Source organism: Achromobacter spanius, from assembly GCF_003994415.1.
GTDB lineage: Bacteria > Pseudomonadota > Gammaproteobacteria > Burkholderiales > Burkholderiaceae_B > Achromobacter > Achromobacter spanius_C.
The window spans coordinates 4,211,854-4,231,096 of the sequence record NZ_CP034689.1; the positions used below are offsets into that span (position 1 = coordinate 4,211,854).

A 19,243-nucleotide genomic window follows, 5' to 3' on the forward strand; every position below is an offset into this window, starting at 1 on the left:
GCGATGAAAAATATCTGGCCCATCATCAAGCGCTACGGATTGCCCGTGGCGGGTCACTTCAAGAGCGCGATGCCCATCCTGGCGCTGTTGGCCATTGTGTTCCTGCTGATCGGCGTCTGGTGGCTGGGACCGCACTGGACCTGGCATGAGCAGCAGCCCCTGGCAGACCTGACCCTGCGCATTCTGTGCACCTTGGCCATTTTGATGGTGCCCGTGCTGGCCTGGCTCTGGACGCTGCGACGCCGCAACCTCCGCCTGGAAGCGGAACGCGGCGCGGTGGCGCAGCGCCTGGACGATCCGTTGTTGCGCTTCGTCCAGGCGCAGGAACGCGCGCTGGATCAAAGCCTGGCCTTGCTGCGCGGCAATCTGAAAGGGCGCAACGCGCTCTATGAGCTGCCCTGGTACTTGGTGCTGGGCCAGGAGAACACCGGCAAGACCAGCTTCATCAACCGGTCCAGCCAGAGCTTTTCGCTAAGCAACGAAAGCAAGGCGGGAGTGCGCCGCGGCTTCGCCGACCCTGATTTAGCGTATGACATTGATTGGTGGATGGGCGACGAGGCGGTGCTGATCGATCCGCCCGGAGAACTGGTCAGCCAGGCCGATTCCTTGCCCGCGCCAGAGGCACAGACCGACGCCACCCCCGACCGGGACGCAACCGTCCAAGCTGGCGCCGCCGCCCCCTCCGCGGTCTCCGCCACTGCGGCCGTTCCCGAGGTCACGCGCACGGCGGCGCGCATGCCATTGCCACCGGGCGCGCACGCGCGCTTGTGGGCCGGCCTGGTGGACTGGCTGGGACGCAACCGCAGCCGACGCCCGCTGAATGGCGTGGTGCTGATGGTGGACCTGGTCACCCTGTTGAACCAGAAGGCCAGCGATCGCAAGGCGCTGGCCATTCTGCTTCGCACCCGCCTGGCTGAACTGAGCCGACATCTGGGCACCCGGCCTCCGCTGTATGTGGTGTTGAGCAAGTTCGACTTGCTCAACGGCTTTGAGCCATTCTTTGCTCGCCTGCCCCGCGCCGTGCGCGAGGACATCTTCGGCTTCACTTTCACGCTGGACTCCGTCCATGACTACGACGCCTGGCTCGAGGAATTGGCCGAGCGCTACGACGGCTTCATCCAGCGCCTGAATGAGCAGATTTTCGACGCCATGGGCGAGGCCACCACGATGCAGGCGCGCGAGGCGCTGTTCTCTTTGGTGCGCCAACTGGCCGGCATGCGCCCCGTTCTGCTTGGTTTCCTGGAAGAGGTGCTGGGCAGCGACCGCTACATCACGCCCGCCCTGCCGCGTGGCGTGTACTTTTCATCGGTCTATCAGCAGGGGCTGCTGTGCGACGCCTTCATCAACGCCGCGTCGAAAACTTATGGCCTGACCGAGCCGTCCGCGCACGCCAAGCCCAGCGGCCGTTCCGTCGTCTATTTCGCGCAACAGGTGTTCCAGCGAATCATCTATCCCGAGGCGGGCCTGGCGGGTGACAACCTGAAGGTGCTGGCCGACAAGCGGCGCACGCTGATGGTGGGGTTTGGCGTTGCCGCGCTGGGCGGCCTGTTGCTGGCCGGAGGCTGGTATCACTACCACGGCGTGAACCGAGAGATGGCGATGTCAGTGCTGGAAAAGAGCCGCGAATTCAGCGCGCACAAGATCGACGGCAGCAGCGACCCCACCGGCCGCAACCTCCTGCAGCCGCTGGACCAGATCCGCAGCGCCGTCGCCGTGGTTGGCGACTATCGCAAGGCTTGGCCCGTGGTGTCGGAACTGGGCCTGTACCAGGGCCGCAAGATCGGCCCCAAGGTGGACGAAGCCTACCTGCAACTTTTGTCCAGGCGCTTTCTGCCGGAGTTGGCGAACGGCGTCATGAACGCCATCAACGGCGCGCCGTCCGGCAGCAACCAGCAACTGGCGGCGCTGCGTGTCTACCGCATGCTTGAAGATCGCGCCAACCGCCGTTCGCCCATTGTGGAAGACTGGATGACGCAACAATGGCAGGCGGCCTTTCCCGGCCAGGGATCGGTGCAGAACGGGCTGATGCGCCATCTGGACTACGCCATGAAGTATGCCGATGCCGAACTTCCCGAAAACCGGGCGCGCATCGCCGAAGTGCAGCAACGCCTGCGCCAGATTCCCATGCCGCAGCGCGTCTATATGACGATGCGCGAGCAGGCCGGCAAAATCCTGCACTCGCCGCTGGACCTGCGCAATGAAGTGGGCCCGGCGTTCGACATCGTCTACAAGGATCCCACTGCGCCGGCCGGCCAGAACGGCGTGTCCACCCGCATCGACCCCTTGCTGACGGCGGCCGGGTATCACGGCTATTTCGCGGCGCATGGCAAAGACTTCACCGACCTTGCCATGATCGACCGCTGGACATTGGGCGAACGCCAGCGGATTGATTATTCGGAAGCCGACAAACAGGTATTGGCCGAACGGGTGCGTGCGCTCTACAGCAGCGATTACATCGACACCTGGCAACGCAGCCTGAACCAATTGGAGATCGTGGACTTCAACGACCTGAGCCAGGCCGTGACCGTGCTGGGCAATGTGATCAGCCCCGCCGCGCCGCTGCGCCGGCTGGTTGAGACCGTGCGCGACAACACCGTGTTGAGCCCGCCGTCGCCCGGCGTCGCCGTGGCCGGCCAGCCGCGCGACAACGCCGAGCCCTTGACCGCCAACGCCATCACCGGCGCCAACGTGCCGCAAGTGGCGGCCATTGCGCGGCCATTTGCGTCACTGTCCGAACTGCTGGTGGCCAAGGGCGACAAGCCGTCCTACCTGGACGAAAGCATGACCGCCATCAGCCGTGTCCACGACACCCTGAAAACCGTGCATGACAGCCCCGAACCCGGCAAAGCGGCGCTTGCGGTGGTGATGGACCGGTTTGCGCTCAAGGGCGCCGACCCGATCGGCAACCTGCAGCGCGTGGCCGCCGGCTTGCCCGAACCCTTGAACCGGCAAGTAAAGAAGCTGGCCGACGAATCGTCGCAAGTGCTGCTGATCGAAGCGCTGAAAGAGCTTGAGCGGCGCTGGGAGACCGACGTGTACCGCTACTACCAGGAACGCCTGGCCAGCCGCTACCCGTTCAACCCGAAGAGCCGCATCGACGCCTCGCTTGAGGATTTCACCGCGCTGTTCGGCCCGCAAGGCAGGTTGGCGCAGTTCAAGGATCAATACCTGAAGCTGTTCTTCGACGACAACCTCGAGGCCCTGTATTCGGAACGCCGGGGCGGCTATCTGGTGCGGATGGACGTGCTGGAGCAACTTGAAGCCGCCGACCGCATCCGCGACGCCTTCTTCAACAGCCGAGGCGCGCTGGGCGTGCAGTTCAGTATCGAGCCGCTGGGGCTGACCTCCAGCCGTCGCAGCAGCGTTCTCAGCGTCGAAGGCCAGTTGATCAGCTACAGCCATGGCGCCAGCAACAGCGTTGGGCTGATCTGGCCGAACAACCTGGGGGACTCCACGGAAAGCCGCATCACCCTGGTCAGCGCGGCCGGCACCAGCAGCGGGCTGGCGTATCGCGGGTCTTGGTCGATGTTCCGCTTGCTGAGCCAGGCGCGGCTGGACAGCGCAACGGCCAACAGCGTTGATTTGAGCTTCTCGGCGAACGACGGCGCCATGCGCTACCGGATCACAGCCGAAAAAGCCAACAACCCGTTCACACAAGCCAGCTTCGACGGCTTTGCGCTGCCCGAGACCTTGCTGGCCGAGGCATCCAAACCCCCACCCTCGCCACCCAAATCGGTTGTGGCGCCCCCGATTCGCCCCAAGGCGCCGGCCTTGAAGGGCCCGCCGCGATCACCGCCGAAGGCAGCCGCAGCGCTACCCAAGCTGGCTTATGGGCCCGCGGCGGGGGCAGCACTGCAGTGATCTGGAACCGGGTTTGGAACCGGACCTGCAACCGTGTCTGGAACCCGGCGGCGTTTGGCGTGCGCCCTATTGCTGGCGGCGTTGCTCCAACTCTTTCAGGCATTGCGCCACGCCGGCTTGCATCTGTGCGTTCGACACGGCGGCGCGATCGGACACCTCGCGGCAGCGGACATACTCGGCCTGGCTGGCCGCTGAATCCCGGATCACCGCGGGGCCGGTGCCGGGCGCGGGCGTGACCGTCATGCGCAGGGTCGAGGGTGGCGATTGGCTACCATCCTTGGACGGCATGCTGGGAAACTGCATTTCCTGCGTGGCCGGAGCGGCATTCTGTGCCTGCGCGACGCTGGCGGCTCCCAGGGTGCATACGGCCGCAAGCAGGCAAGCAGGAACGGAATATTTTTTCATAAAGACCTCTCTCTGGAATGGGCGGGCGCCCCGTCGGGCCAGCATACTGGCAGGCCAGCTTGACGGGGGCCGGCTTATCGTAGCGCCGCCCGCGCCAGCCCGGCGTGCCAAGACGCTACCGGCCGGGCCGCAGATGTTTCTCGTGGTTTCTCAAGGTGACTCGCGCCATTGGGCGCAGGCCACCAGCGCTATCGCTTGGGCGCCGCGCCTGGCCGCGAGGCGCGCAGCGGCGCCAACAAGGACGACAGGCCGTTATGGTCCAGTTCATGCATCAACGCCAGCAAGCGGCCCAGTTCGCCGGGTGGAAACCCCTTGCGCGCAAACCACGCCAGGTACGGGCCAGGCAAATCGGCGATCAGCCGTCCCTTGTACTTGCCGAACGGCATGTCGCGGGTCACCAACAGATTAAGCAGTTCGGGATCCATGGCGCGCAGTCTACCTCAGCGCAATACCAGAACCCGGCTGGCGTGCCAGAACCACGCGGCACACCTTACATCCCGTTTCAGCAGCCCCCCATTACTGTCCGTATCGTGAACCCGTTTACCCACAGGAGCTCGCCATGATGAAAACCACCCTGACCTGCACCCTGAGCCTTGCCCTGCTTGCCGGCTGCGCCCCCTTTGCGTCGCATGATGCGCGCGATACGCCCGCCGACGGCCACACGGCGCGCAATGCGCTGGACTGGCCGGGCAGCTACGAAGGCACCCTGCCCTGCGCCGATTGCCCTGGCATCAAGACTCGGCTGACATTGATGAAGGGCGACCGCTACGAACGCCAGACCCAGTATCTGGACCGCGAGCCGCAACCCGAAATCGTCACCGGTACGTTCAGTTGGGAGTCCGACGGCAGCACCATCCGGCTGGATGCCTCGGGAGATAGCCAGCGCTACTTCGTCGCCGAAAACCAGGTGATCATGCTGTACCGCGACGGCACCCGCCCTACCGGTCCGCTGGCCTCTTACTACGTGCTGCGTCGCGCCCAATAGGGCGTGCCAGGCCGCGCGCGGGGCCGCGCCGGCGTCGCGGTTGCGACTGTTCCGGCCATTGCGTTCCGGCTATTCTTGAGGAAAACCGCGCCGCCCGTGCCCCCGCCCCGGCGCTTCATCCTCAAGGAAACCATGAAGACCGACCACGAGCTGCTTTCCGCCTTCGCCCCCACCGGCACCCTTCGCGCGTCCATCAATCTGGGCAACCCCATCCTGGCAAACGCCGACCCAAGCACCGGCCAGCCCGGCGGCGTGTCCGTGGACCTGGCCACGGAGCTGGCACGGCGCCTGGACGTGAAGCTGGATCTGGTGGTGTTCAAGTCAGCCGGCGAATCCGTCAACGCGGTGGCCACGGAGCAGGCCGACGTGGGATTTTTTGCCATCGACCCGCTGCGCGGCGAGCAGATCGCGTTCACCGCCCCCTATGTCGTCATCGAAGGCGCGTACCTGGTGCGCCAGGACTCCCCCGTCACCGCCATGGACCAGGTTGACCGCGATGGCGTGCGCGTGGTGGTTGGCAAAGGCAGCGCCTACGACCTTTACCTGACGCGCGAACTCAAGCAGGCCGAGATCTTCCGCGCGCCCACGTCGCCGGCCGTCGTCGACACTTTCCTGCAGGAAAACCTGGAAGTGGCGGCGGGCGTGAAGCAACAACTTGAAGCCGACGCCGCGCGCCTGGGTGGGTTAAGGCTCCTGGATGGCCACTTCATGCTGATCCGCCAGGCCATGGGCGTGCCCAAGAGCCGTGGCGACAAGGCCAGCGCCTACCTGGCCGCCTTCGTCGAAGCCATGAAGAAATCCGGTTTTGTGGCCGAGGCCCTGGCGCGCCACAAGATCCAGGGTGCAGCCGTGGCGCCGGCTCAGGCCTGAAGCCGGCCACGCGCAAACAAAAAGTGCCGACCGATGACGACATCGGCCGGCACTTTGCCTTTCACGCAAACGTCATCAGTGACTGATCATCCAGGGCCTCGCGCCCGCGAATGATTTCGCGCCGTCGGCGCTGGTGCGCGTCTTTCCCGACGTTCGCCCGCCTCCACAACAACCACAATTAATGCCATGGCCCGACCGCGAACTGCGCGGCTCGTTCGCGCTGCGCTCATTCACGGCACGCGCGCGGTTCAGGGCGGACGACAGTGCGGAGATTGCCGGCGCCCCGCCGATGATGCGGCCAGATGCGGCGCCGCATTGCGGGCACGCCGCCGGATCACGCCATTGCGCCAGCGGCCGCAAGGCGGCAAAGTCGCCGCACGCGCCGCAGGAATAGTCATACATGGGCATTGCAGCGCTCCTTAGCGATCGCGCGAGAGCGGCATGTCCACCCCGCCCTTGATGTGCTTGACCGGCCCCGACGCCGACGGCTGGATGTCAAAGTCGAAGATCTCGGTGGGCAGCCACAGCGTGGCGCAGGAATTGGGTATGTCCACCACCCCGCTGATATGGCCCTGCACTGGCGCGCAGCCCAACAAGGAATACGCCTGCGCGCCCGAATAGCCGAACTTCTTCAGGTATTCGATGGCGTTCAGGCACGCCTGCCGGTAGGCCACGTTCACGTCCAGGTAGTGCTGCTTGCCTTCTTCGTCCACCGAGATGCCTTCGAAGATCAGGTAGTCCTTGTAGGCGGGCGTGATGGGGCTGGGCTTGAAGATGGGATTCTTGATGGCGTATTTTTCCATGCCGCCCTTGATGAGCGACACGCGCATATGCACCCAGCCCGCCATTTCGATGGCGCCGCAAAAGGTGATTTCACCATCGCCCTGCGAGAAGTGCAGATCGCCGACCGACAGGCCGCCACCCTGCACATACACCGGAAAGAACACGCGGGCCCCGCGCGACAGGTCCTTGATGTCGCAGTTGCCGCCGTGCTCGCGGGGCGGCACCGTACGTGCGCCTTCGGCCGCTGCTCGATCGCGGTCTGCACCTTGCAAGGCGCCCATGTGAGCCGTCTTGGGCGCGGGCGGATTGGCCAGCGGCGGCACCCGGTTGGGGTTGGTGTCGATCAGGGCCTGTTCGCGCCGGTTCCAGGTGTCCAGCAGTTTTTTGTCTGGCAGGCAGCCTATCAGGCCGGGGTGGATCAGCCCCGCGAAGTTCACGCCGGGAATATGGCGTGACGACGTGAACATGCCGTGGAAATCCCAGATGGATTTTTGCGCGTGCGGGAAATGTTCGGTCAGGAAGCCGCCGCCGTTGTTGCGGCTGAAGAAGCCATTGAACCCCCACAGGCTGTCGGGCTTGGCGCCGATGTCCAGCAGGTCAACCACCAGCAAGTCGCCGGGTTCCGCGCCTTCCACGCCCACTGGGCCGGAAAGAAAGTGCACGGTGGAAAGATCTACGTCGCGCACATCATCGGCGCTGTCGTCGTTCTTGATCGCGCCGCCCGTCCAGTCATAGGTTTCCAGCACGAAGTCATCGCCGGGCTTGACCCAGACGGCCATCGGAATATCCGGATGCCAGCGATTATGGATGTGCTTGTTCTCGTAGGGGGACTGGTCCAGATCGACCTTGATGAGGGGTGTGGTCATTCTCTTTCATCTCCAACGTGACGTGTTGATAAAACAGAACTTCAGCCGGATAGGCAGGCGCCCGAATCCATTGCGGTTCGGGTCTTTTGAATCAGGGAACCGTGGTCGATGGTAGACCCGTTGGCGGGAATCGCCATACTGGTTTTCCATGCAGTGGCAGACGCGCGGCGCGCTTTTCCCGTGGCCGCCTTTCGCACCAGTTATGATGCATCCCACGCCACACCTGGGTTTTTCGCATGGCAGCAAAGCATCGTCGGCCGCTGGCCGCTTTTTTGATTTTGGCGGCCTGCACCGCCGCGCCGGCGCGCGCTGCTGGCGACTGCGTTGCGCGCGTCGACGCGGCAGAGGCCAGTTTGAAGCGCAAGCAAGACGTGCAGCGCACGCACGAAGCCGCCAACAACCTGGAGCTGAACCGCGCGCTGTGCCAAGGCCGGCTGGACCTGCTGGATGCGCGTTACGCGCTTAGCGATGATTTCGAGGCGTGCCGCCGCAAGGGAACGGCGTTTCCCGACGCCGTGGTGCGTCGGCTGACCCAGGCATCCGATGAACTTGCCGACATGAAGGCCGCCTGGATCCGAACCTGCGCCAGGCAGATGCAAGATTGAAACCCGATGTCTGATGCGCATGCCTGGCGCCGCCACGCCATGGACAGGCGCGGCGGCACCCTGGCCTGATCAGATGGACATTTCCATCTCGGTGTGTTGCGGAAAGAAGATGGCGCGGCTGGGATCGAAACCGTAACGGGCTTCGAACTGGCTGGCATCGGCCGCCAGCGCCAAAACCGATTCAAGAATGAAGTCGGCCTTCGCATCCGACAGCAACACGCTGAAATTCAGCCTGACAAAACCCGGCTTTTCAATCTCGCGGCCATCCAGAATGGCTTGACGCATTTGCCGCGACTGGGCTGGGTCAATGTCCAGCAACCGATGCACGTACGGCCCCGCACACGCGCAGCCGCCCCGCGCCTGAATGCCGAAACGGTCGCTCAGCAGGCGGGTCACCAATTGCTGATGCACGAATCCGCCCTTGCCATTGCGCACGCGGAACGAAAAAATGGGCAGCCGCTTGGCGCTAAGCGAACCCAGCAATTCCAACTGATCTGAGCCCTGCCACGCGGCCAGCGCGCGCTGCACGAAATGGTCGTTGCGCTGGCGCATGAAATCCGCGCCCAGGGCATCCTTCACCAACAAGACCAGCGCGGCGCGAATATCGCCCACCACGTTCGGCGTGCCGGCTTCTTCGCGCGCTTCCAGGCTAGCGCTGTAATCGTGGCTTTCGGGCGACACGAACTTTACGGTGCCACCGCCCGGCCAGGTCGGCGTGGTGTCGAGCACCGCGTCGCGCCGTACGATCAGCACGCCCGATGCGCCCGGCCCACCTATGAACTTGTGCGGTGAAAAAACAAGCGCGTCGATGTGCGCGTCCGCAGCGGGCGACATCTGGATGGGCAGGTAAGGCGCACCGCCCGCGTAGTCCCACAGCATTTTCGCGCCCGCCGCCTTGACCTGCCGGGTAATGCCGGCCACGTCCGCCACGATGCCGGTCACGTTGGACGCGGCCGATAAGGCGCAGATCACCAGCGTGCCAGCGGGCGCGGTCAGCGCCGCGTCCAATGCAGCCAGGTCGGGGCCGCCTTGCGCGCTTTCAGGCACTTCGACGATGTCCGCGCCGCATTCACGCCACGGCAAGATATTCGAGTGATGTTCGTAGGGGCCGATGATGACGCGGACCGGCTTGCCCGCCGCCACCGCCGCATCCACGCCGAACAGGTGCACCAGGCGGTTGATGCCCGCCGTTGCGCCCGAACCGGCAAAGATCACCGCGTGCGCATCGTTGGCGCCGCAACACCGGGCGATCGCGGCGCGGGCCTCGCGGCGCAAGCGCGTAATGAAGCCGCCGCAGTAAGACGCTTCGGTGTGCGAATTGGCGTAGTACGGAAGCACCTGTTCCAGGACGAAGCGCTCGACCTGCATCAGGGCGCGGCCCGATGCAACGTAGTCGGCGTAGACCAGGGGCTTGCGGCCAAAGGGGCCGTCGATAAAGGCGTCTTTGCCGATCAGACCATCGGCAAGCGCGGCGGCAACATCGCCGGTGTTCAGGCTGTCTTGAAACTGCTGCAACGGTCCTGCGGTGCCGGAGGCCGTGGCGGTAAGCGTAGTCATGATGGTCTTCCAATTGATCCGAAATATCATACGATGGAAGCCGACAACAAACATCACCGTAATTTTGCGTAAATCTGCTGAAAGTGAGTCATATGAACGATAGGCTTGAAAAAATAGACAAACTTGATCTAAGCATCATCTCTTGTCTGCAAAAAGACGGCTCGCTGTCGCAGCGCGAGCTGGCCGATCGGGTGGGCCTTTCCCAGAATGCGTGCTGGCGTCGGCTTCAGCGCCTGAATGCCTGTGGCATCATTCGCGGCACCCGTGCCGAAGTCAGCCTGGTGGCGTTGGGGCTGGACCTGACCGTGTTCGTGATGATCCGCACCAGCCACCACGCCAAAGCCTGGGCCGACGGTTTCCGCCAGCACGTTGAGCGCCTGCCTGAAGTGACGGAGTTCTATCGCATCGGCGGCGACTGGGATTACCTGATCAAGGTGGTCTGCCGAGGCATGGCCGGCTACGACCGCTTCTATCAAAAGCTGATCACCGATTTTGAACTGTCGACCGTGACGGGTTTCTTCAGCATGGAAGCTATTATCGAAAATCGTCCGCCAGATCTTCGCCTGCTGGAAAGCTGAGGCGGGAACTTTCACGTACGATGCGGTTCGAACGCCCATGCTGCGCCTCGATGGCGGCCCTTGTATCGACAGCCCTCATGTCTGCAGCCCTCGTGTCTGTGGCCCTTAACGCGGCACCCTTAGAGCGTTGCCCCCCCTGGAGACCCCCAAGACCATGATTCTTTAAGCCCTCCTGCTGATTCCCCTTTGCCCCGCAGCCCCCTGGCGTCCGGCGCGCAAAGCGTTTCATTATTTCGGAGAGCTATTCATGGCCCGGTCATCCAGCGCGCCGCCCCCGGCGCATTCTTCTACACAATCCGCGCCCCTCTTTCTTGCTTTGCAGCATGTCAGCCTGGCCCTGCCCGACGGCCGCATGCTGTTTGATGACCTCAGCCACGACTTCACCACCGCGCGCCATGGCGTCATCGGCCGAAATGGCGCGGGCAAGTCGCTGCTATTGCAGGTCATGTTGGGCGCGCAGCCCGCACAGTCGGGCCATGTCGTGCGCCATGGCCACCTGGCTTACGTGGCGCAGACGCTCGCCTACCCCGTCCGCGCCACCCTGGCCGACGTCGCGGGCTTAGGCCCCGTGTTCCGGGCCTTGTCCCATATCGAAGCCGGCAGTACCGATCGAGCGGACTTTGATTTGGCCGAAGGCCATTGGCGAATCCATCAGGACTGGGCGCGCATGCTTGCCGATGCCAGGCTGCCGGACTGGCCGCCCATGCATCCCGCCCGCGCGGCCAGCGGCGGCGAATTGACTCGCTTGGCGCTGGCGGGCGCCTTCCAGCAACACGCCGACGGCCTGTTGCTGGACGAGCCCACCAACCATCTGGACGCCCGTGCGCGCGATTGGCTGACCCAGAAAATCCACGCATGGCGCGGCGCGTTGATCGTCGTCAGCCACGACCGCCACCTGCTGGAAGCTATGGACAACATTGTCGAACTGGCGCGCGGCACGCTGAGCGGCCATGCTGGCAACTACAGCGCCTGGCGCGCCCAACGCGACAGGCAGAACGCAGCCGCCGACGCCGTCCTGGCGCATGCCCGTCACGAGCGCGCCGCCGGCCTGCGGGTGCTGCGACAACAGCACGATGCGCAGCAGCACCGCAGCGCGCGCAACAGCCGCAACGCCCGCGGGGCCAATCAGGCACCCGTTTTGCTTGGCGGCAAGAAGGCCAGCGCACAAGCCCACGCGGGACGTGATCGCTTGCGCCGTGAGCAAGCTGCCGCCACCTTGGAAGAGGCTGTCAGGCTGGCCGCGTCGCAAGCGCCCGCCACGGCAGGCACGGTATTGGCCTTGCCAGACACCACCGTGCCCGGTGGGCGGCGCGTCCTGCATCTGGAAGCCGCCCGGCCCCCTTGGCCGCCCCACGCGCAACCGCTGACCTTGACCCTGGACGGCCCATTCCGGCTGGCGGTCCAAGGGCCTAACGGCTGTGGAAAAAGTACCTTGCTGGCGATGCTGGCGGGCGATCTTTCCCCGCGCTCAGGCCGCTGCGATGTGCGCGTGCCCACCGCGATGCTGGGCCAAGGCGCGGACGCGTTGGCGACGAAGGCGTCGATCTTGGAAACCTTGGAAACGTGCGGCTCGACACTGTCCCAGGGCGAACTGCGCAGCCGGCTGGCGCTGCTGGGTCTGGGTCCCGCCCAGGTCCAGGCGCCCGCCACCACCCTGAGCGGCGGCGAACGCGTCAAGGGCGCGCTTGCTTGCGCGCTATGGCGCAGGCAACCCGCGCAATTGCTGCTGTTAGACGAGCCCACCAACCATCTGGACATGGCATCGGCGCAAGCGTTGGAAGATGCGCTGGCGCAATATCCCGGCGCCCTGGTGGTGGTCTCTCACGATGCGACATTCCTGGAGCGGATCAGTCCCACGCATTGCTTGGCCTGCACCGACGACGGCGCCTGGTCACTGTGGGAAGGCGGACCCACGGCGCGGCGCTTAATGCACTGAGGCGGCGTCCGCCAGTTCGGTGCGGAACGCCGGGCGATCTGAAGCCTTTGCCTTTCTGAGAAACACGAATACGTGCTGAAAGCCGTCATCAACCCGATGAACGTGGCCGTCCACACCGGCAATCGGCGGCTCGAACAATTCGAAGAACTCGCGCAACACGGGCAAGACAGGGAATGGGGCGCGATCGGGGCGGTCGTTGTACCCAATCACGAACAGCCCCCCTGGCTTCAATACCTTTTTGCATTGTTCCAGCAGGCGCCTGAAATCAGGCTCGGTGTTTACGCCGAAACCCAACAGCCCGTTCGCCACCACCACGTCAAAGACATCATCACCATAGTGATCCGCCATTTCCGTGGCGCTGCCGGTCCAATGCCTGCCAGGCTGACCATAAACCGCCTTGCGTTCCTCGATGTCAAGGGAATGGAATTCGGAATTCAAAAGGCGCGGGTAATGCCAATTGTGCTTGTCGATACCCACAAACAAGGTCTTGCTGTCGTCGGACGAGGCAGCGGCCGAATCATTCAGATAACCAAACACTGATTCTTCGAGAAAGACGCGGTTCGGCGCATGCAGCCTGAAATCGATATTGAGACGTTCCGCAAACCTTGGTGACAACTTGAACAGAGCCCGCTTTAACAAATAACCCGGATTACGCACGCCTTGTTCCCTCTCATTTCGAAGCATTCAGGGGGCTTTAGCACCGACTGACCGCGTGTTCAGCCTGAATTAAAGCAGGGCACAAATAATACCATTTGTGACATAAATATCGTAATAATTCGAATTTTCGCAAATCTGACCAGGGTTATCCCGAATGCCTGCTTATCGACAAATCGTCAATAATTCGCCAACGTTTTGTCATTGAACTGTCTTCACTCCAGCCGTACATGCCTGCCTCCCCCCGGGACGCCATCGTTTCTTCCGCGCATCTGGCCACGTCCGCCCCGCAGTTATCCGAGGTGGAGTTCGGCCTGATCATCGCGTCGCACGCCTTCAATCGCTGGATGGTGCGCTGCATGGCGTGCGCCGGCCTGCCAGATCTGACCTCGCTGGACATCCTGGTGCTGAACCATGTGTTTCATCGGGGACGTGGCAAGAAACTGGCGGACATCTGCTTCACGCTGAACGTTGAAGACACCCACCTGGTGAACTATTCGCTGAAGAAACTTGAGCGGCTGGGCGTCGTGCAAAGCGCCAAGACGGGCAAGGAAGTGATCTACACCACCACCGACGCCGGCGCCGCCGCCATTGCGCGCTACGCCGAAGTGCGCGAGCAGTGCCTGGTCCAATCGTTCATCGACTCCCCTGCCGCGGACGAGGCCAGCCACCAGTTGGCCAACACCCTGCGCGCCCTCTCGGGCCTGTACGACCAAGCTGCCCGCGCCGCCACCTCGCTGTGAGAATTCACGTTGTCTAGCACTACCGCTTCTACACCCGCCCCGCTGTTGTCCGTGCGCGGCGTATCGGTTGACTTCAATACCGACAACGGCGTGTTCCGCGCTGTCGACAGCCTGGACTTCGACGTCAAGCCCGGCAGGACGCTGGCCATCGTGGGTGAGTCCGGGTCGGGCAAGTCGGTGACGTCCATGGCCATCATGCGGCTGACGGACTACTCCAACGGCCGCATCGCCACCGGCCAGATCCTGTTTCGCGACAACGATGGCCGCGAAACCGATCTGACCCAGGCCAGCGACGAGCAGATGCGCGCCATACGCGGCAACGACATCGCCATGATCTTCCAGGAACCGATGACGTCGCTGAACCCGGTGTTCACCATCGGCGACCAGATCGTGGAAGCCATCATGCTGCACCAGCAACTGTCGCGCTCTGCCGCGCGCCAGTCGGCCCGCAAGCTACTTGAAAAAGTGCGACTGCCGGACGCCGAACAATTGCTGGACCGCTATCCGCACCAGTTGTCGGGCGGCATGCGCCAGCGCGTGATGATCGCGATGGCGCTGTCATGCCAGCCGCGCCTGTTGATCGCCGACGAGCCCACCACCGCGCTGGACGTCACCATCCAGGCGCAAATCCTGAACACCATCCGCGAATTGCAGCGCGACCTGGGTACCGCCGTCATCTTCATCACGCACGACATGGGCGTGGTGGCCGAGATGGCCGACGACGTGGTCGTGATGCTGCGCGGCAAGAAGGTCGAGCAAGGCAGCGTCGACGAGATCTTCAATGCGCCCAAGCACCCGTACACGCGCGCCCTGCTGGCCGCCGTGCCACGCCTGGGCAGCCTGACCGGCCGCGACCTGCCGCTGCGCACGCCGCAAACCGTGCTGGACGGCGACACGCTGCGCGAAGTGGGCGAGACCCGCGAACAAGACACCGCCCGCTACGACGAACCCGTGCTGCGCGTGGAAAAGCTGACCACCCGTTTTGACGTCGGCCACAACCTGTTTGGCCGCGTCACGCATCGCGTGCATGCGGTGGAAGAAGTCAGCTTTGATGTCTACCCCGGTGAAACGCTGGCGCTGGTGGGCGAATCGGGCAGCGGCAAATCCACCATCGGCAAGACCTTGCAGCAACTGGTGGCGCCGACCTCGGGCGCGGTGCGCTACAACGGCCAGGACATTTTTTCGATGGATGCCGCGGGCCGCCAGCGCCTGCGCCAGGAAATCCAGTACATCTTCCAAGACCCCTACGCATCGCTGGACCCGCGCAAGACGGTGGCCTTCAGCATCGCCGAGCCCATCCGCACGCACGGCCTGTTGCATGGCGAGGACGCCATCGCCCGCCGCGTGGGTGAACTGCTTGAACAAGTGGGCCTGAAGCCCGAACACGCCAAGCGCTATCCGCATGAGTTCTCGGGCGGCCAGCGCCAGCGTGTGTGCATTGCGCGCGCTTTGGCCAGCAACCCCAAGCTGATCATTGCCGACGAATCCGTCTCCGCGCTGGACGTATCCATTCAGGCGCAGATCCTGAACCTGCTGATGGATCTGCAAAAAGACCGTGGCCTGTCGTACCTGTTCATCACGCACGACATGGCGGTGGTGGAAAAGGTGAGCCATCGCGTGGCGGTGCTGTACCTGGGCCAGATCGTGGAACTGGGCACGCGCCGGCAGATCTTCGAATCACCGCAGCATGCCTACACGCGCAAGCTGCTGGCCGCCGTGCCCGTGGCCGAACCCGGCCGCCATATCGATACGTCGCTGATCGAAGGTGAAATCCCCAGCCCGGTCCGCCGCGTCGGCGACGAACCCGCCATCATCCCGCTGATTGAATTCGCGCCCGGCCATCAAGTGGCCCGCGCGGCCTGAAGACAGCCTTTCCTTTTTCCTCGGTGTGACCCGAGTTCCCGTTCATGGAGCGACCATGCAATTCTTCCGCACCACCTTCACCGCCACCGCCCTGACCCTGGCGTTGGGCGGCGCGCTGCCCGCCGTCTTGTCGACCGCGCATGCCGCGGGCACGCTCAGCGTGGCCATCAACCAGGACCCGGGTAGCTGGGACCCCATCGACACCTTCGTGACCTTCTGGGGTTCGGTGGGCGGCAACCTGTACGACGGCCTGACGATGCGCGGCGCCGACCTGAAGCTGCAGCCGGGCCTGGCCACCAGTTGGGAATACCTGGACGAGAACAAGCGCCTGCGCTTCAAGCTGCGTGAAGGCGTCAAGTTCCACAACGGCGAGCCCTTCAACGCCGAAGCCGTGAAGTTCACGTTTGAACGCCTGCTGGGCGCGGAAGGCGCCAAGGGCCCGCAAAAGTCCAACTACGACTCCATTGGCGAGATCAAGGTGGTGGACGAATACACCGTCGACTTCATCCTGAAGCAGCCTGACCCCGTGCTGCTGACCAAGCTGGCCGGCTACGGCGCCATGATCGTGCCGCCCAAGTACATCAAGGAAAAGGGCGAGGACTACTTCAACACGAACCCGGTCGGCACCGGCCCGTTCAAGTTTGAAAGCTACCAGCCCAAGGTCAACGTGACCCTGGCGCGCAACGACGACTACTGGGGCGGCAAGCCCAAGCTGGACAAGGTCGTGTACCGCTTCATCAGCGAACCCGGCACGCAAGTGGCCGAGCTGCAAGCCGGCCGCATCGACATCGCCACGCTGATCCCGCTGGGCCTGATCGACACCGTGAAGAAGTCCGGCAACGCCGACGTCATCTCGACCGGCGGCCCGGTCGCTTTCGCGCTGCGCTACAACACCAAGGGCGGCATCACGCAGAACCGCGACGTGCGCCGCGCGCTGATCATGGCGGTCGACCGTGAAGCCATCGTCAAGCAGTTGCTGCTGGGCCAGGCGAAAGTCATCGCCAGCTTCCAGGGCCCGCAATCGTTCGGCTTCAACCCCGAGCAAAAGCCCCTGCCCTTCAACCCCGCCGAAGCCAAGAAGCTGCTGGCCGCCGCCGGCGTGAAGCCGGGCGCCACCGTGCAGATCGACGTGCGCGGCAGCGATTCGAACTTCCGCGAAGTGGCCCAGGCCGTGTCGGGCTACCTGCAAGGCGTAGGCGTGCGCGCCACCATCAAGCCGTATGAAACCGGCGTGCTGTTGAACGACATCATCCCGGGCGGCAAGACGGGCGAAATGTGGCAGAACCAGTGGGGTGGCTGGACGTATGACTACGACAACACCGCGTACCTGATGTATCACACGGGCCAGAAGTGGAACCCGTATGACAACGACGCCAAGCTGAACGCCATGCTGGAAGCGCAACGCACCGTCTATGACGTGAAGAAGCGCGAAGCCATGCTGCAAGAAATTGCCACCTACGTTGCCGACCAGGCGCTGGAAATGCCGCTGTACAGCCTGAACACGATCGTGGGCGTGAACAAGCGCGTGAAGAACCTGGAAGTTCCGGGCGACATTCGCTTCCGTTTCCTCAACGCGACCGTCGAGTAAATCCCCCCGAAGCGCTACCGCGCTTCCTCCTCAAGGGGGCATGCCCGCGGACCGGCAAAGCCGACTCCGCGGCATCCCGCCAGCGGGGCACTTGCAGCATTAACATTACTGATCCGCCCCGGTGCAAACCGGGGCGGCGCCTCATGACCGGATTTCTCATCAAACGCGTGTTGCAGGCGGTCTTCGTGATCGTTGCCGTGACACTGCTGGTTTCCTATGCCGTGCGCCTGACCGGCGACCCCGCGCTGATGCTCAGCCAGGGTTCGGGCAGCGTCACCGAACAAGATCTGGCCAACATCCGCCAGGCGCTGGGGCTGAACCGCCCCTTCCACGAGCAATACCTGTCGTACATGCAGGGCCTGTTGCACGGCGATTTCGGCCGCAGCTTCATGGGTGGCACGTCGGTGTCCAAGCTGATCGGCGACGCCCTGCCCGCCACGCTGATGCTGGCGTTCACGTCGTTGATCGTATCCATCCTGATCTCGCTGCCGCTGGGCATCCAGGCCGCCATCAAGCGCGGCAAGCCCACGGACCAGGCCATCCGCATCCTGTCGCTGGTGGGGCTGTCGTTTCCCAACTTCTGGCTGGCGCTGATGCTGGTGCTGCTGCTGTCGATCACCTTCCCGCTGCTGCCGCCTTCGGGCTGGAGCGGCCCGGCCAGCCTGGTGCTGCCGTCCCTGACGATGGCCATCATTCTTAGCGCCACCAACATCCGCCTGGTGCGCACCACCATGCTGGAAACGCTGTCGGCGCAATACATCATGGTGGCGCGCAGCAAGGGCCTGAAAGAGCGCGTGGTGCTGTACAAGCACGCGCTGCGCAACTGCGCGATTCCGCTCATCACGTATCTGGGCTTGCAGTTCGGCGGCCTGATCGGCGGCATCGTCGTGATTGAAATGGTCTTCAACTGGCCTGGACTGGGCACGCTGGCGTTCGACGCCATTTCGGGCCGCGACTACCCGGTGCTGCAAGGCACGGTCACCGTGCTGGCCGCCGTCATCGTCCTGGTCAACCTGATCGTCGACATTGCCTACGGCATCGTCGACCCCCGTATCCGCACGCGTTGAGCCTTATGCAGACCACTTCCCCACCGCCGCCGCGCCCAAACCCGTCAAGCCGCGCAGCCGCTACCGTTCGCTGGAATTCGTGCTGGGCGCGATCCTGACCGGCGTCATGATCCTGTTGGTGCTGACATCCGGCTGGCTGTTCCCCGATGGCGGCGAATCCATGGACCTGGCCTCGCGCCTGATGGCGCCGTTCGCGTCGCCCGCGCACCCCTTCGGCACCGACCCCTTGGGCCGCGACGTGCTGGCCCGCGTGATCGTGGGCGGCAAGATCTCGCTGATGGTGGGCTTTGCGTCCGTCATCGGCGGCGCGCTGCTGGGCATCGTCATGGGTCTGATCGCGGGCTACTACCGTGGCTTCTGGGACATGGTCGTCATGCGCTTTGCCGATGTGCAACTGGCGCTGCCGTTCATCCTGGTGGCCATCACGTTCATCGCCATCCTGGGTGGTGGCCTGTTCAACGTGATCTTCTTCATGATCGTGTCGCAGTGGGTGCAGTACGCCCGCTTGGTACGCGCCCAGGTGCTGGCGCTGCGTGAGCGCGAATTCGTGCTGGCCGCACGCGCCTTTGGCGTGCGCGACCTGGCCATGATCCGCCATCACATCGTGCCCAACCTGCTGGGTCCGCTGGTGATCCTGATGACCTTGAACGTGGCCAACAACATTCTGCTGGAAAGCAGCCTGACCTTCCTGGGCCTGGGCGTGGACCCGATGATTCCCAGTTGGGGCGGCATGCTGGCCGATGGCCGCACCTACATGCAAACCGCGTGGTGGGTCAGCGTCTTCCCCGGTCTGGCGATCATGCTGACCGTGCTGGGCCTTAATCTGCTGGGAGATTGGTTGCGAGACCGCCTCGACCCCACTGGAAAGGTGTAAAAGATCAG

17 protein-coding genes are annotated in these 19,243 nt (G+C 63.9%); 11 read left to right on the forward strand and 6 right to left on the reverse strand.

The window, feature by feature from the left end; genetic code table 11:
* Window positions 1–3: 3 nt before the first annotated feature.
* Window positions 4–3,861, forward strand: a complete 3,858-nt coding sequence (gene tssM, locus ELS24_RS19185) for a type VI secretion system membrane subunit TssM (protein WP_127185050.1) — start codon at window positions 4–6, stop codon at window positions 3,859–3,861.
* Window positions 3,862–3,927: 66 nt separating this feature from the next.
* On the opposite strand, the gene ELS24_RS19190 is transcribed toward tssM, so the two are convergent.
* Entirely contained in the window at window positions 3,928–4,266 is a 339-nt protein-coding gene (locus tag ELS24_RS19190; RefSeq protein ID WP_127185051.1) for a hypothetical protein, read from the reverse strand.
* 188 nt (window positions 4,267–4,454) lie between these two features.
* Complete coding sequence (locus ELS24_RS19195; protein WP_050445110.1) at window positions 4,455–4,691, reverse strand: DUF3820 family protein; 237 nt, start codon at window positions 4,689–4,691, stop codon at window positions 4,455–4,457.
* 134 nt (window positions 4,692–4,825) lie between these two features.
* Here ELS24_RS19195 and ELS24_RS19200 point away from each other — a divergent pair, with 134 nt between their 5' ends.
* Together ELS24_RS19200 and ELS24_RS19205 are read left to right on the forward strand one after the other, a co-directional pair.
* Window positions 4,826–5,251 carry a copper resistance protein NlpE gene (locus ELS24_RS19200; RefSeq protein WP_050445108.1) on the forward strand — a complete coding sequence of 142 codons (426 nt, stop codon included), beginning with the start codon at window positions 4,826–4,828 and terminating at the stop codon, window positions 5,249–5,251.
* A gap of 132 nt (window positions 5,252–5,383) precedes the next feature.
* Window positions 5,384–6,121: a transporter substrate-binding domain-containing protein gene (locus ELS24_RS19205; protein WP_050445107.1), complete on the forward strand. Its 738-nt coding sequence runs from the start codon at window positions 5,384–5,386 to the stop codon at window positions 6,119–6,121.
* 75 nt (window positions 6,122–6,196) lie between these two features.
* On the opposite strand, the gene ELS24_RS19210 is transcribed toward ELS24_RS19205, so the two are convergent.
* Both ELS24_RS19210 and fmdA read right to left on the reverse strand, forming a co-directional pair.
* Window positions 6,197–6,529, reverse strand: coding sequence for an FmdB family zinc ribbon protein (locus tag ELS24_RS19210; protein WP_127185052.1), 333 nt, complete (start codon window positions 6,527–6,529; stop codon window positions 6,197–6,199).
* Between the two features lie 11 nt (window positions 6,530–6,540).
* The gene (gene fmdA / locus ELS24_RS19215) at window positions 6,541–7,770 is read right to left on the reverse strand and encodes a formamidase (protein ID WP_050445105.1); all 1,230 of its coding nucleotides are present in this window, start codon (window positions 7,768–7,770) and stop codon (window positions 6,541–6,543) included.
* A gap of 236 nt (window positions 7,771–8,006) precedes the next feature.
* Between fmdA and ELS24_RS19220 the strand changes: the two genes are divergently transcribed.
* Window positions 8,007–8,375, forward strand: a complete 369-nt coding sequence (locus ELS24_RS19220; protein ID WP_127185053.1) for a hypothetical protein — start codon at window positions 8,007–8,009, stop codon at window positions 8,373–8,375.
* 69 nt (window positions 8,376–8,444) lie between these two features.
* Here the strand turns inward: ELS24_RS19220 and ELS24_RS19225 are convergent, their stop codons facing one another.
* Window positions 8,445–9,932, reverse strand: coding sequence for an aminotransferase class V-fold PLP-dependent enzyme (locus tag ELS24_RS19225; RefSeq protein WP_050445371.1), 1,488 nt, complete (start codon window positions 9,930–9,932; stop codon window positions 8,445–8,447).
* Between the two features lie 92 nt (window positions 9,933–10,024).
* Here ELS24_RS19225 and ELS24_RS19230 point away from each other — a divergent pair, with 92 nt between their 5' ends.
* Together ELS24_RS19230 and ELS24_RS19235 are read left to right on the forward strand one after the other, a co-directional pair.
* Window positions 10,025–10,510 (forward strand): Lrp/AsnC family transcriptional regulator, encoded by a 486-nt coding sequence (locus tag ELS24_RS19230; protein ID WP_127185054.1) that lies wholly within the window; start codon window positions 10,025–10,027, stop codon window positions 10,508–10,510.
* A 247-nt stretch (window positions 10,511–10,757) separates the two neighbouring features.
* A complete protein-coding gene (locus ELS24_RS19235; RefSeq protein ID WP_127185055.1) occupies window positions 10,758–12,446 on the forward strand; it encodes an ABC-F family ATP-binding cassette domain-containing protein in 1,689 nt (562 codons plus the stop codon).
* On the opposite strand, the gene ELS24_RS19240 is transcribed toward ELS24_RS19235, so the two are convergent.
* Window positions 12,435–13,103: a methyltransferase domain-containing protein gene (locus ELS24_RS19240; RefSeq protein WP_230695197.1), complete on the reverse strand. Its 669-nt coding sequence runs from the start codon at window positions 13,101–13,103 to the stop codon at window positions 12,435–12,437. The two genes, ELS24_RS19235 and ELS24_RS19240, sit on opposite strands and share 12 nt — an antisense overlap.
* A 227-nt stretch (window positions 13,104–13,330) precedes the next feature.
* Here ELS24_RS19240 and ELS24_RS19245 point away from each other — a divergent pair, with 227 nt between their 5' ends.
* The 5 genes from ELS24_RS19245 (at window position 13,331) to ELS24_RS19265 (ending at window position 19,235) form a co-directional block, all read left to right on the forward strand.
* Window positions 13,331–13,843, forward strand: a complete 513-nt coding sequence (locus ELS24_RS19245; RefSeq protein WP_050445098.1) for a winged helix DNA-binding protein — start codon at window positions 13,331–13,333, stop codon at window positions 13,841–13,843.
* 9 nt (window positions 13,844–13,852) lie between these two features.
* Window positions 13,853–15,706: a dipeptide ABC transporter ATP-binding protein gene (locus ELS24_RS19250; protein WP_050445096.1), complete on the forward strand. Its 1,854-nt coding sequence runs from the start codon at window positions 13,853–13,855 to the stop codon at window positions 15,704–15,706.
* 55 nt (window positions 15,707–15,761) lie between these two features.
* A complete protein-coding gene (locus ELS24_RS19255; RefSeq protein WP_127185056.1) occupies window positions 15,762–17,294 on the forward strand; it encodes an ABC transporter substrate-binding protein in 1,533 nt (510 codons plus the stop codon).
* Window positions 17,295–17,437: 143 nt separating this feature from the next.
* Entirely contained in the window at window positions 17,438–18,361 is a 924-nt protein-coding gene (locus ELS24_RS19260; RefSeq protein WP_050445093.1) for an ABC transporter permease, read from the forward strand.
* Complete coding sequence (locus ELS24_RS19265; RefSeq protein ID WP_127185057.1) at window positions 18,321–19,235, forward strand: ABC transporter permease; 915 nt, start codon at window positions 18,321–18,323, stop codon at window positions 19,233–19,235. The genes ELS24_RS19260 and ELS24_RS19265 overlap by 41 nt, the downstream gene beginning before the upstream one ends.
* Window positions 19,236–19,243 lie beyond the last annotated feature (8 nt).

Bases quoted from the DNA above. Each gene is read 5' to 3' on its own strand.
- tssM (WP_127185050.1), top strand. From the start codon at position 4: ATGAAAAATATCTGGCCCATCATCAAGCGCTACGGATTGCCCGTGGCG.
- ELS24_RS19190 (WP_127185051.1), bottom strand. From the start codon at position 4,266: ATGAAAAAATATTCCGTTCCTGCTTGCCTGCTTGCGGCCGTATGCACC.
- ELS24_RS19195 (WP_050445110.1), bottom strand. From the start codon at position 4,691: ATGGATCCCGAACTGCTTAATCTGTTGGTGACCCGCGACATGCCGTTC.
- ELS24_RS19200 (WP_050445108.1), top strand. From the start codon at position 4,826: ATGATGAAAACCACCCTGACCTGCACCCTGAGCCTTGCCCTGCTTGCC.
- ELS24_RS19205 (WP_050445107.1), top strand. From the start codon at position 5,384: ATGAAGACCGACCACGAGCTGCTTTCCGCCTTCGCCCCCACCGGCACC.
- ELS24_RS19210 (WP_127185052.1), bottom strand. From the start codon at position 6,529: ATGCCCATGTATGACTATTCCTGCGGCGCGTGCGGCGACTTTGCCGCC.
- fmdA (WP_050445105.1), bottom strand. From the start codon at position 7,770: ATGACCACACCCCTCATCAAGGTCGATCTGGACCAGTCCCCCTACGAG.
- ELS24_RS19220 (WP_127185053.1), top strand. From the start codon at position 8,007: ATGGCAGCAAAGCATCGTCGGCCGCTGGCCGCTTTTTTGATTTTGGCG.
- ELS24_RS19225 (WP_050445371.1), bottom strand. From the start codon at position 9,932: ATGACTACGCTTACCGCCACGGCCTCCGGCACCGCAGGACCGTTGCAG.
- ELS24_RS19230 (WP_127185054.1), top strand. From the start codon at position 10,025: ATGAACGATAGGCTTGAAAAAATAGACAAACTTGATCTAAGCATCATC.
- ELS24_RS19235 (WP_127185055.1), top strand. From the start codon at position 10,758: ATGGCCCGGTCATCCAGCGCGCCGCCCCCGGCGCATTCTTCTACACAA.
- ELS24_RS19245 (WP_050445098.1), top strand. From the start codon at position 13,331: ATGCCTGCCTCCCCCCGGGACGCCATCGTTTCTTCCGCGCATCTGGCC.
- ELS24_RS19255 (WP_127185056.1), top strand. From the start codon at position 15,762: ATGCAATTCTTCCGCACCACCTTCACCGCCACCGCCCTGACCCTGGCG.
- ELS24_RS19260 (WP_050445093.1), top strand. From the start codon at position 17,438: ATGACCGGATTTCTCATCAAACGCGTGTTGCAGGCGGTCTTCGTGATC.